A 13,030-nucleotide genomic window follows, 5' to 3' on the forward strand; every position below is an offset into this window, starting at 1 on the left:
GACTTTAAGAAAAGTTTAATTTTTTCTCATATAAAATAGTCGCGACGGTAAGCAAGGAAATATTATTTTTTGCAAATCGATTAAAATTTCGAAATTTTAGGAGAAACGAATATGAGAAAAATCTCAAAATTAAGTTTAGTAGCAGCTGTTGCAGTTGCTGGTTTTAGTACTGCTAATGCTCAACCATTAGAAGAAGCAATCAAAAATGTAGAAGTATCTGGATCTGTAGTTTATAGATATAATGATGCAAAAGCTAAAGATAAATTAAATGGTCAAACGATTAGTGAAAATGCAGATGTAAATAACAATTATAAAATTGCTTTAAATCTGTCTTCAAAAGTAAATGATTATGTTAAATTTAACTCAAGATTTATCGTTGGTGGAGCTGATTCTGGATTTGCTAGATTAGATACGACAGACAATGGAGATCAAAATGTTGATGTTACATTATCAAATGCATACTTTGCCTTAACAGCTATTCCAAATACTACAGTTAATGTTGGTAAACAAGGTTTAACAACTCCATGGACTGTTGCAGTTGATTCTGATGGAAATGAACAAACAGGGACTGGAGTTTTAGCTCTTACAACAGTAGGACCAGTTACAGGTGCTGCTGGTTACTTTAACCAAACAAATTTAGGAAAATCAGGTAATGGTTTACCAAGTCTTAATTCTTATACTGCTAACACTGGTTTAGTAGTTACTGGTCCAGGTGCAGGAGGAACTGTTCTTCTTGGTACAACTCCAAATGATGATTTTGGTGGTAAAGACATCGCTGTAGTTGGATTAATTGGTGATTTAGATTTTGTTAAATTAGATGCTTGGTACTTAAACATGGATGATGTTTTTGATACTTACTCTTTATCTGCAAAAGCTAATTTTGATTTAGCTGAAAATGCAAAAATTGGTTTAGAAGCTAGATATGTTCAATTAGAATTAGAAGATGAAGTTGCAACTGCTTTAGGTAGAGATGATAAAAACTCTATGTTCAGATTTGCTGTAGATGGTAAAGTATCTATTGTTAATGCAAAAGTTGCATATACAACTACAGATAAAAAAGGTGGTTTAACTGCTTTAGATAATGATGCACAAAATACAACTTTAGGTTGGAATTTAACATCTAATAATACTTTTGATGCTGATTACTGGCAAGGTGTTATCGGTGTAGATATCTTAGATAACTTAAACCTATCAGCTAATTATGGTCAAATTAAACATAAAGAAGGTAACTTCGCAGGTGCAGATACTTTAAAAGATAAAGAATACTATGCACAATTAACTTATAAAATGTCTAAAAACTTAAATACTTATGTAAGATATGGTAAATTAGAAGAAAAAGTTAATGGTGATAAACAAGTTGACGATACAGTAGGAAGATTACAAGTTGAATATACATTCTAATTTTTTTAGAGTATAAAACTTTCTTTCAAAGGTTGGGCTTTTGCTCAACCTTTTTTTAATTAAGAAGTGAGAATTCAGTCCTAATAAATACAAAAATCATATTTAAGATAAACTAAAATATTCTTTATACAATAAATCAAACCTCAACTTCAACAATATCCAAACTATCTTCTTTCAAATAAAATAGATAAGCTTTAACATTATGATTTGTAAAAATATCACTTATAGCTTTTTTATAGTAGCTAACTTGTATTTTATGCTCATCTAAAATCTGTCTTGTTGTTTTATAATCGATAATATAAAAACAATCATCTTTAAAAAGTAATAAATCAAGAATTTTCAACTCTTCTTTATACATCAAAGCTTGTTCATGAACTATTTTTGAATTTTCTAACAAACTTTGAAAAAAACTATTTTCTACTAGATTTTTTACGATTTTTTCTATTTTTATAAAATCCATATCATCTAAATAGTTTGAATATCTAGCTTTTGATAAATTTATAGCATAAAGCATAGAATAGATAGTAAATTCACTCATCATTTCTAAAACATAGTGAGTTGCAAGTCCAAAATACCTAGCTTTTAAGATTTCATCTTCTTCAACACCTTTTTCATTTACTATTTTTTGCTCTTGTTTTCCCAAATATATAGGGGTATAAGATATTTTTTCTATTTTTTTATCTAAACTCAAAGTTTCACTTTGAGATAAATGCCCTATTTTGCAAACACTTAATCCCAAAATATCAAAAGCCGATGACTTGGCTTTTTTAAATATGATAAGATTATTTTTTGCCCTTGTAAGTGCTACATAAAGAACATTTTTATCATCATCTAAACTTAAATTCTTCTCTTTTTCCAAAGCATTTTTATACTCTAAATCAAAATTCTCATATCCTGATATTTTATAAAAAATATTTTTCAGCTCTATATTTTCATAATCAAACAATAAAGAACTTTTATCAAAATTCTTCCTTTTTATCCTATCAAGTACAATTACTGTATGAAACTCCAAACCTTTGGATTTAAAAATAGTTAAAATTTGAAGTCCATTGTCTTGACTATTTTCTATACTTGTTTCAAGTTTATCTATCTCATATACAAAATCAACAATATTCTTATAATTTGTTGCGATATCCATCAGTTTTACAATATTTTCATCTATAATATCAAAATGTTTAGCAAGTTCATACACAATCTGGCTCATACTTTTTTGTGATATTTCAAAATCAAACTCAAAAGACGTTAAAAGTTTTCTTCCTAAAAGAGCATTAAAATTTTCTTTATATATATCTTCACCAAAATATATATATTTTATAGCATTTATCACAGCTTTTACATTTTGTTGATTGATAAGCTTTGAAGTCATATCTGTTTTTATTTTAAGATTTGGAAATTTTTCTTTTAGATAGTAAAAAAGTTCTAGCACATCACCATTTGTATAACATAAAATCGCAATATCATTTGGATTTATTCCACTATTTATAAGTTCATCTATTTTTAAAGATATATTTAAAAATTTATCTTCATTTTGTAGATTTCCATCTTCAATAACTTCTACAAAACCATCTTTTCTGATACTTTCTTGCTGTTGATAGTCGTAATTTGGCAAATTTAAAAAAGCACTATTTACGAAATCTATGATATTTTTACAAGAACGATAATTTGTATTTAAATGTTCAAGTTCAATTATAGGATTTGTTTTTAAAACAAAATCAAAAAGTTCTCTTTTACCACCACGAAATCTATAAATACTTTGTTTTGGATCTCCAACATAAAAAAATGTTTTAAATTTTGTTTCATCTCCTGATAAAATCTCTTCTATTAAAGGTTTTAAAATCTTGTATTGCAAAATAGAAGTATCTTGAAACTCATCTATCAAAATATGATGGTAAGTGCTATCAAGCCTAAAATACAAAAAATCTCTATTGATTTTTTGATTTAGAAGTTCATAAACTAGATTTGAAATATCATTGAATTCAAAATAGTTTTTGATTTTATTGAAGTTTAATTTATACTCTTTAAACTCCAAATATAGTTTAAAAATTTTATTTAAACTATAAGTTGCTCGTATTTTGTAGTAGTTTCTAAACTCTTCTTTTAAGTTTATAAACTCTTGATTTATCTCATCAGTGGCACATTTTTTAAAATAAGAGTAGTCAAATAAACTATCTTTTTCTATCCAAGTTTTTTCAAATAATTCTTCAAAATTTGTAAAATCTACTGCTTTTATCGCACTATTACTAGCATTTGGACAATTTGAAAAATGCTCTTTAATTTTAAAAGCTTGTTGTAAAACATTTTCTTTTTGTAAATCTATAAAATAACCATCAATCTCTAAAAGATTTATATTTTCATTTTTTTCTATCAAGATTTTAAAAAGTTCAAAAATCGAGTTAAACTTTTTTCTTTCATAATTTGAAAATTCAACCAAATCTTTAAAACTATTTTCATCTAAAGATTGTAAAAATTTGTAGCTTAAAAGTTCTATATCATCATTTTTTATATCAAAATCATCACTGATTCCTATGTAGCCACAAAACTCTCTTAGTATTTTATTTACAAATTTATCTATTGTAAAAATAGAGATTGTAGTATTTGAAAAACTTTTTATTAAAAATGATTTTTTACCTAAAATCTCCTCTTTTGAAAATCCAGAAACTCTTATTAATTCACCTAAATATGCTTCATCATCACCCAAAGTTTGCAAAGTTTTATATATCCTTTGACTCATTTCAAGTGCGGCTTTGTTTGTAAAAGTAAGTGTTAAAATCTCACTTGCATTTGCACCTTTTAACAATAGGCTAATATATCTTACAGTTAATGCAAAAGTTTTTCCACTTCCAGCACTAGCTTTTAATGCTAAATATCTTTTCATAAATCTATTCTACTATAAATCGTTTTAATTAATAAGCGATTTTTAGATATAATCCGTGCTTTAAAACTTGCAAGGATTGGCAAAATGGCACAAATAAACCAAAAAGTTCAAACTCTAATAGACGCAATTCCATATTTCAAAAAATTTTATGGAAAAACAATAGTTATAAAGTATGGTGGTTCAGCACAAACAAGTGATGATTTAAAAGAAAAATTTGCTCAAGATATAGTGTTATTAACTCTTTTGGGAATAAGACCTATCATCGTTCATGGTGGAGGAGCAAGAATAACAGAACTTTTAAAAAAATTAGAAATTCCATCATCTTTTGTAGATGGATACAGAGTTACTTGTCAAGAAAGTATGAGAGTTGTTGAAATGGTTTTAAGTGGAGAAATAAATAAAAATATCTCTTCTTTACTAAATTTTCATGGTTCTAAAGCTATTGGAATTTCGGGGAAAGACTCTGGAATTATCAAAGCCATTCCAAAAGATGGTGGTAAATTTGGCTTTACTGGAGATATCACAGAAGTAAATGGAGAACTTATTAATAATTTACTAAAAGAAGGGTTTATTCCTGTAATTGCACCTATAGCAAATGGAGATGAGCCAAATCATCCAGGATTTAACATCAATGCTGATGTTGCAGCTTGTAAAATAGCAATGGCTGTAAAAGCACAAAAAGTAATATTTTTAACAGATACAATTGGAGTTTTAAATAAAAGTGGAGAGTTAATCCAAACTTTAGATAAATCAAATGTTGAAATGTTTAAAAGAGATGGAACAATAGCTGGTGGTATGATACCAAAAGTTGATTCTTGTATTGAAGCAATATATAATGGTGTAAATAAAGCCCATATAATTGATGGTAGAGTTGAACACTCTATTTTACTTGAGTTATTCACAAATGATGGTATTGGAACACAATTTATAAGAGTTGATAATCCAAATAATGGTATTAATATAGAGAAATTATTAAATAGCTAAGTTTATTATGCACTTTAGAGTTTTGCTACTTTTAGTAATTTTTTCAAAATTGCGTTAAAAAGTAGTTATTAAATAAAAAGGTTTCCTTTTAAATGGGAACCATTAAAAGGAGAATATATATGAATTTTATTGAAACTAGAGGAAATGATGGAATAAAACCAAAAGAGGTAAGTTTTAGTGAAGCTATACTAAATCCAAGTACATCTTTTGGTGGGCTTTATGTTCCAAAATATTTACCAACACTTGAAGAAAACTTTATTCAAAATCATTTAAACTCAAGCTACAAAGAGTTGGCTTATGACATTTTAAAAGCTTTTGAAATAGATATTGATGAAAGTGAGATAAAAAAAGCTTTAGATTTATATGATAATTTTGATGATAAGAACAATCCTTGTCCTGTTGTTAAAGTTAAAGATGACTTATTTGTCCACGAACAATATCATGGACCAACACGTGCTTTTAAAGATATGGCTTTACAACCTTTTGGTTCTATTTTATCTTCAATTGCAAAAAAGAAAGATGAAAAATATCTTATACTTGCTGCAACTTCTGGAGATACAGGACCAGCAGCACTAAATACTTTTAAAAATAAAGAAAATATTCAAGTTGTTTGTCTATATCCAGATGGTGGGACAAGCGATGTTCAAAAACTTCAAATGGTTTGTGAAGATGGAAAGAATTTAAAAGTTTTGGGAATAAAAGGAAATTTTGATGATGCACAAAATGCTCTTAAAAATCTTTTAGCTTCATCATCTTTTAAAACTGAACTAGAAAAAGATAATATAAAATTAAGTGCTGCAAACTCTGTAAACTTCGGAAGAATAATATTTCAAATAATCTATCATTTTTGGTCATATATTCAACTACTTAAACAAAATGAGATTCAAAATGGTGAAAAAATATATTTAGTAGTTCCAAGTGGAAATTTTGGAAACGTTTTAGGAGCTTACTATGCACAAAAAATGAATTTACCAATAGAAAAACTTTTAGTTGCTTCAAATGAGAATAATATTCTTACAGAGTGGATAAACACAGGTATTTATGATATTAGAAACAAATCTCTAAAATTAACTAGTTCTCCAGCTATGGATATACTCAAATCTTCAAATATTGAAAGAGTTATTTTTGACTTATTTGGTGATAAAAGAACAAAAGAACTTATGGAAAATCTAAATAAAAATAGTATTTTTACTTTGAGTAAAGATGAAACAACAAAATTACAAGAATATTTTAGTGCTACTTTTAGTAATGATACTTTTGGTAACGCTACTATAAAAGAGTTTTTGGATATTGGATACCTAATGGATCCACATACTGCAACTTGCATAAAAGCTTATAATGAACTAAGAGAAAAACCTTTAAAAACTGTAATTTACTCTACAGCTGAATGGACAAAATTTTCTCCAACAGTACTAAATGCTTTAAATCAAAACTCTATAAAATATGCTGATAAAGAGGCTTTAGAAGAGATTTCATCTAAATATAAAGCAACTTTACCACAGACTATTAAAGATTTATTTAGTTCAAAAATCAATCATGATTTAGTAATAAATAAAGAAAATATAGAATCTGAAATTGTTAAATTTATTAGAAAGTCATAAGATTTTCTAATAAATATTATTTACTACTTTTCTACTCATTAATATATTTAAAAACACTTATTTATGACCTAAATCAATATTATTTAAGTAATTTTATAATAAAATCTAGCCTGATTCTAATTTTAAAAAAAGGAAGCCAAATATGTCTAAAGATACAAATAGACGAGATTTTATTGGTTACTCATTTGCTGCTGTGGCTGCAGTTGGTGGTGCCGCGTCTCTTGTTGGTATGAAGCAAGTATGGGATCCACTTCCTAGCGTTCTAGCTGGTGGATTTACAGAAGTTGATTTAAGTGTATTAAAAGCTGGTGAACCAGAAACTTTTACATGGAGAGGGAAACCTATCTTTGTTCTTAAAAAAACATCTGATATGGAAGATAACAAAAGAGATTTAGTTGTTGGTAGTGATAGATATACTGTTGCTATTGGTCTTTGTACACACTTAGGGTGTATTCCAGCTTGGAAAAAAGATCAATGGAAATGTGCATGTCACGGTGGAGAATTTAATGCGAGTGGACAACAAACTTTTGGACCTCCACCAAGACCATTAGATTTACCTCCATTTGAAGTAAAAGGGAATACTATCGTTCTTGGAAATGAAGGACCTGAGTATAAACAAATCGCTGATGCGATGATGGCGTAAGGAGGAAGAGATGGCAAAATTTGAAAAAGCTAACTCTGTTGGAGAGTGGTTAGACCAAAGATTAAACTTAACTACGTTTAATAAAGTTATGATGACTGAATACTGGATTCCAAAAGATATTAACTTCTTATGGGCAATGGGTGTACTTTTAGCTACTACATTTGGTATTTTAGTTATTTCTGGACTATTTTTAATGATGTATTATAAGCCAGATGTTGCTTTAGCATTTGATTCAGTTAATTATACAATTATGCAAGAAGTTGCATTTGGTTGGTTATTTAGACATATGCATGGAGTTGCAGCTTCTGTTGTATTCTTAATTATCTATATTCATATGCTTACAGGAATTTACTATGGTTCTTATAAACAAGGAAGAGAGATGATTTGGATCTCTGGAATGTTATTATTTATGACATTTAGTGCTGCTGGTTTCTCTGGATATATGCTTCCTTGGGGACAAATGTCTTACTGGGCTGCTATGGTTATTACAAATTTATTTGGTGGAGTTCCTGTTATTGGAGATGCTTTAGTTGTATGGATTAGAGGAGATTTTAACGTTGCTGATGCAACATTAACAAGATTCTTTATGTTACACGTGTTCTTATTACCAATTACTATTATGGGACTTATTGGTCTACACTTCTATACGTTAAGAATTCCTCACGTAAATAATCAAAGTTCTGAAGAATTAGATTTTGATGCTGAAGCTGAAAAATATTTAAGTGGTAAGAAAAAAGAATCAAAAGTTATTCCTTTCTGGCCTGTATTTATCTCTAAAGATTTAGCAGTTCTTGGAATTTTCTTAATTTTCTATTTCTATTTAGTATTCTTCCATTATAACTTTGCTATGGATCCAGTAAACTTTGATCCTGCTGATTCAATGGTAACACCAGCACATATTTATCCTGAATGGTATTTCTTATGGTCATATGAAGTATTAAGAGGATTCTTCTTTGATATAGCTGGAATTAAAGCATTTGATATTGGTTTAATAGCATTTGCATTTGCAAATGGTATTTTCTTAGTATTACCTTGGCTAGATAGAGATCCAAAAATATTACCAGCACATAAAAGACCAGCATTCTTTATTTGGTTCTGGATATTGATGGCTGATTTAATTGTATTAACTATTTGGGGTAAACTTCCTCCAACAGGTACAAATGCGTGGGTAGGGTTCTTTGCGGCTGTTACATTTATTTTACTGTTCGTTCTACTTCCACTTATCACAAAAATTGATGCAAAAAGAAGGGGAACACTATGAGAGAATTAAAAATATTAGCAGTAGTAGTAGCTTTAACACTTATTACTTACTGGGGAGTTGAGCCATTTGCTCACTCACAAATGCATCCACATGTTTCACCTGCAAATTTTGATTTTGCAGATGCTGATAAACAATCGGCACAAGAAGGTATTGAAAAAGCTCAAAAAGATTTAGCAGATGCTGAAAAAGCTGGAGTAGAAAAAACTATAAATGGTGCTAAAGTAACTTTAAATGAAAAAGTGGAGTTTGAAAAAACTATAAATGCTTTTTGGGCTGCAAATGAAGAAGCTATAAAAGCAACAGGTGATATAGCAAATGGTGAAATGTTAGTAACTACAAACTGTACTGCTTGTCATAGTATTGAGTCAAAAGGCTTCCCACAAATTATGGATAATGCAACTGCTGGATCAGCTTATGGGGTAACTCCTCCTGATTTAGGAAGTGCTGGAAAACTTTATACAAAAGAGTATTTAGTTGCGTTCATTAATAATCCTGCACTTGCTTCAAAAACATCGCATAAATTTGTAGATGGTAAAGTTCATCCAATGCCAGGATATGACTGGATGCCAGCACAAGAAGTTGCAGACATGGTTGCATACTTAAAATCTATTGCACCAAATGAAATGACAAATAAAGAGATATTTACTGATGCTTGTCAAAGATGTCACGGTATAAAATATGCTGATATGAAAGATGGTTCAATGTCTGCATTTACAACAAATGCTGATATTAAAAATTATATGGGGAAATTACCTCCTGATTTATCTCAACATATCAGAAGTAGAGGTGTTGATTTCTTACAAACATTTATAAACGACCCTCAAAAACAACTTGAAGGTACAGCTATGCCAAGAGTTGGTTTAAGTCAAGAATCTCAACAACAAGTTATAAACTATTTAGAAGAAGTTGGTGATTCTAAAAAAGCACAAAGAGAAGAGTTAGGACCTAAATTCTTAATCTATCTTGTAGTGTTTGCAATATTTGCATTCCTATGGAAAGCAAGTAGATGGAGAGATGTTCATTAAGAACATCTTTTCACAATAAAAAAAGGGATAGATTTAATATCTATCCCTTTTTTTATATATAAATTTTACAACTATAAAACAATTTGTGCACTAGCAGAGATTATTGCAGTTTCAGATTTTAAAATTAAATTACTATCGAATCCAACTACAAAATTTTTATTAAAAAGTTCCCTTTCTCTTTTTGAAAATCCACCTTCTGTTCCAATAACCAAAGTTTTTATATCATCTTTTTTAGTTCCAATTTTTTGATTTGAGAAATCTAAAAAGTATATATTTTTATTATTTTTTATAAATTCATCAATACTTTTACAAATATCTAGCTTTATTATACTACTTCTTCCACATTGAGATGATGAATTTATCAATATTTTTTCTAACTTTTCAATATTTATCTTAAAGTTATTTTGAGAAAAATCACTATAAATAAAAGTGATTTTATCAACTCCAATTTCATTTAGAGATGCTATTGTTTTTTCTATTGTTTTTGGATCAACAACACACCAAGCTAAATGTAATTTTCTTAAATTCTCACACTCTTTTTCTTCACTTGATATTAGATTTAAGATAGCTTTTTTTTTATCAACAAAATTTAATTTATACAGATAAATATTTTTATCTTTTAAATTTCTAAAATATATTTCATCATTAATTTTATGCCGTCTAGCTTTGATAATATAATTATAAACCTCATCTTTTATCTCTAAAGTTTCATTTCCACTTGAAGGTTCGTAAACAAATTGCATTAAAAAACCTTACTTATAGCAAAAACAGAAATCAAAACAGCTATTTCGATAAGATATATTTTTTTTGCATAAACATAAAATTTTTCTTGAAGTTCTACATCTGCGACTTTTATAACTCTCATTTTTTTATATCTTTTTATCTCAATTACCAATAAAAATATTGAAGCTGGTATCATTAAAGCAATAGTAACACTAAAATATTGCGCATAAAAAGCTACAATTGTACCTGTATAAATCACAATTGCATTGCTTAGATGATAAATAGGAGTCATAAATCTTAGTTTTTTTGCCAAAGATATAAAATCTTTTTTTCTCAAAACATAGTATAAATTAAAAAGCATAATTGCTAGAAAAATATATATTGCATAAATGTGTACTGATATTGCATCTTGCATTAAATCCATATTAGTTTATCTCACTTTTAAAAAATTTTGCTATTATATCCAACTTGTCATAAGTTTATAATTTCCAAATTCAATACATTTTTTATGACAAAAGGATTTTTTAATATGAATAACAATTTAAATAAAAAAGCTATAGTAATTTTAAGTGGTGGAATGGATTCAACTTTAAGTTCGTACATTGCAAAAACTGATGGCTATGAATTAATCGCTGTACACTTTAATTATGGACAAAGAACACAAAACAAAGAGTTAAAAGCTTTTAGAGATATTTGCAAAGAGCTAAATGTTGCCAATAAATATGAAATAGATATTCCATTTTTTACACAAATTGGTGCAAATGCTTTAACTGATTTAAATATAGATGTACCAACAAATGGTTTAGAAGATGGTGTACCTATAACTTATGTTCCTTTTAGAAATGGTATTTTTTTAAGTATTGCTGCTGCTATTGCAGAAAAAGAAGGTGCAACTGCTATGTATATAGGAGTTGTTCAAGAAGATAGTTCAGGTTATCCTGATTGTACTGATAGTTTTATAGATTCTATTTCTAAAGCTATCAATGAAGGAACAAAAGAGGATACAAAAATAGAAATCATAACTCCTTTAGTACATTTGAGTAAATCTCAAATTGTACAAAAAGCTATTGAGCTTGATGTTCCACTTGAACTTACTTGGTCATGCTATAAAGAAGAAAATGAAGCTTGTGGAGTTTGTGACTCTTGTAGATTAAGATTAAATGGTTTTACACAAGCAAATAAAATAGACCCAATAAAATACAAGGAATTTTAGATGTGGAAAATATCAAAAGAGTTTGATTTTTGTTATGGTCATAGAGTTTGGTCACAAACACTAAATGTTGATTTTTCTCTTGATACTTGTCTTATGTGTCGTCATCTTCATGGACATCAAGGAAAAGTAATAGTATATCTTGAAGCAACAACACTAAAAGATGGAATGGTTACAGATTTTAAACATTTAAATTGGTTTAAAGCATTTTTAGATGATGTTTTAGACCATAAGTTTATAATAGATATCAATGACCCACTATTTTCAACTATTGTACCAAATATAAAACAAGAAAATTTAAAAAAATTTGATGAGGGTTATTCTTTAGTTGATTTAACTCCTTTTAGAGATGAATTTTTAGAGCTTTATGAGAGTTTTATTATCGTTGATTTTGTTCCAACAAGTGAAAATCTATCGGCTTGGCTTTTGAAGATTGTCCAAAATAAAATGAAAGAGATAAATATCAAAGTTTCTCATATAGAATTTTTGGAAACCCCAAAAAGTAAAAGCACTTTTTATGCTTGAGATAAATGAGATTTTTGGTCCAACAATACAAGGAGAAGGAAAATTTGTAGGTTCACCTTCAATATTTATTCGATTTGGTAAATGTAATTTTTCTTGTGTTGGTTTTGGTGTAGAGTATGAAACTCCAAGTGGCATAAAAAAATGTGCTTGTGATTCATATTATGCTGTTGATAAAGAGTTTAAAGACAATTGGTATAAATATGAATCACATTTTGATATTATAAATGAAGTGAATAAACTTCTTGAAAATTTTGATTATAAATATAAAATTGATATTGTAATAACTGGTGGTGAACCACTTTTATATTGGAATAAAATAGAATTTCAAAATCTACTTAGATACTATATAGAAAAAAATCATAAAGTTACTATTGAAACGAATGGTTCTTTAGATATAAACTTTAAAGAAGAATTTCAAAAAAAACTTATATTTTCTATGAGTGTAAAATTAAGTAACTCTTTAGAACCTTTAAAAAAAAGAGTAAATAAAACAACTTTAACAACCGTTTTACAAAATTCTAGTGAATCATATTTAAAATTTGTCATTGGAGATGATTTCTTAACTCAAGCAATAGATGAAATCAATGATATTTTAAAGGATATTCCAAAGTGTGATGTTTATTTAATGCCTTTAGGTGACACTGCAAAACAGATAGATAATAACTCTATAAAAGTTATAAATCTAGCTATAAAATATGGTTTTAAATATTCTGATAGACTCCATATAAGAGTTTGGAATAATAAAAGAGGTGTTTAATATAATATAAATATTGCTATAATCT

General features: G+C 27.9%; 12 protein-coding genes. 9 read left to right on the forward strand and 3 right to left on the reverse strand.

The window, feature by feature from the left end; translation table 11 throughout:
* Window positions 1–111 precede the first annotated feature (111 nt).
* A complete protein-coding gene (locus ACNSOS_RS05215) occupies window positions 112–1,401 on the forward strand; it encodes a major outer membrane protein (RefSeq protein ID WP_418186198.1) in 1,290 nt (429 codons plus the stop codon).
* Between the two features lie 136 nt (window positions 1,402–1,537).
* Here ACNSOS_RS05215 and ACNSOS_RS05220 read toward each other — a convergent pair whose 3' ends face one another.
* Window positions 1,538–4,276 carry a RecB-like helicase gene (locus ACNSOS_RS05220; protein WP_418186199.1) on the reverse strand — a complete coding sequence of 913 codons (2,739 nt, stop codon included), beginning with the start codon at window positions 4,274–4,276 and terminating at the stop codon, window positions 1,538–1,540.
* An 84-nt stretch (window positions 4,277–4,360) separates the two neighbouring features.
* Between ACNSOS_RS05220 and argB the strand changes: the two genes are divergently transcribed.
* From argB to ACNSOS_RS05245, 5 genes are all read left to right on the forward strand, one after another.
* Entirely contained in the window at window positions 4,361–5,260 is a 900-nt protein-coding gene (gene argB, locus ACNSOS_RS05225; protein WP_418186200.1) for an acetylglutamate kinase, read from the forward strand.
* 119 nt (window positions 5,261–5,379) lie between these two features.
* Window positions 5,380–6,861, forward strand: coding sequence for a threonine synthase (gene thrC, locus ACNSOS_RS05230; RefSeq protein ID WP_418186201.1), 1,482 nt, complete (start codon window positions 5,380–5,382; stop codon window positions 6,859–6,861).
* A gap of 142 nt (window positions 6,862–7,003) precedes the next feature.
* A complete protein-coding gene (locus ACNSOS_RS05235; RefSeq protein WP_113894503.1) occupies window positions 7,004–7,504 on the forward strand; it encodes a Rieske 2Fe-2S domain-containing protein in 501 nt (166 codons plus the stop codon).
* Window positions 7,505–7,514: 10 nt separating this feature from the next.
* Window positions 7,515–8,765, forward strand: a complete 1,251-nt coding sequence (locus ACNSOS_RS05240) for a cytochrome b (RefSeq protein ID WP_418186202.1) — start codon at window positions 7,515–7,517, stop codon at window positions 8,763–8,765.
* A complete protein-coding gene (locus tag ACNSOS_RS05245; RefSeq protein ID WP_418186203.1) occupies window positions 8,762–9,790 on the forward strand; it encodes a c-type cytochrome in 1,029 nt (342 codons plus the stop codon). The genes ACNSOS_RS05240 and ACNSOS_RS05245 overlap by 4 nt, the downstream gene beginning before the upstream one ends.
* A 71-nt stretch (window positions 9,791–9,861) precedes the next feature.
* Here ACNSOS_RS05245 and ACNSOS_RS05250 read toward each other — a convergent pair whose 3' ends face one another.
* Window positions 9,862–10,533 carry a 16S rRNA (uracil(1498)-N(3))-methyltransferase gene (locus ACNSOS_RS05250; protein WP_418186204.1) on the reverse strand — a complete coding sequence of 224 codons (672 nt, stop codon included), beginning with the start codon at window positions 10,531–10,533 and terminating at the stop codon, window positions 9,862–9,864.
* Window positions 10,533–10,937 (reverse strand): hypothetical protein, encoded by a 405-nt coding sequence (locus ACNSOS_RS05255; protein WP_113909776.1) that lies wholly within the window; start codon window positions 10,935–10,937, stop codon window positions 10,533–10,535. The genes ACNSOS_RS05250 and ACNSOS_RS05255 overlap by 1 nt, the downstream gene beginning before the upstream one ends.
* A gap of 105 nt (window positions 10,938–11,042) precedes the next feature.
* Here ACNSOS_RS05255 and queC point away from each other — a divergent pair, with 105 nt between their 5' ends.
* Genes queC through ACNSOS_RS05270 form a run of 3 tightly spaced genes read left to right on the forward strand, consistent with a single transcriptional unit; the run spans window position 11,043 to window position 13,005 of the window.
* Window positions 11,043–11,726 (forward strand): 7-cyano-7-deazaguanine synthase QueC, encoded by a 684-nt coding sequence (gene queC, locus ACNSOS_RS05260; RefSeq protein WP_418186205.1) that lies wholly within the window; start codon window positions 11,043–11,045, stop codon window positions 11,724–11,726.
* Window positions 11,727–12,248 (forward strand): 6-carboxytetrahydropterin synthase, encoded by a 522-nt coding sequence (locus tag ACNSOS_RS05265; RefSeq protein WP_418186206.1) that lies wholly within the window; start codon window positions 11,727–11,729, stop codon window positions 12,246–12,248. It abuts the gene before it with no gap.
* Entirely contained in the window at window positions 12,241–13,005 is a 765-nt protein-coding gene (locus ACNSOS_RS05270; protein ID WP_418186207.1) for a 7-carboxy-7-deazaguanine synthase QueE, read from the forward strand. Before ACNSOS_RS05265 ends, ACNSOS_RS05270 begins: the two co-directional genes overlap by 8 nt.
* Window positions 13,006–13,030 lie beyond the last annotated feature (25 nt).

It is taken from the genome of Aliarcobacter vitoriensis, from assembly GCF_048320235.1.
Lineage (GTDB): Bacteria > Campylobacterota > Campylobacteria > Campylobacterales > Arcobacteraceae > Aliarcobacter > Aliarcobacter vitoriensis.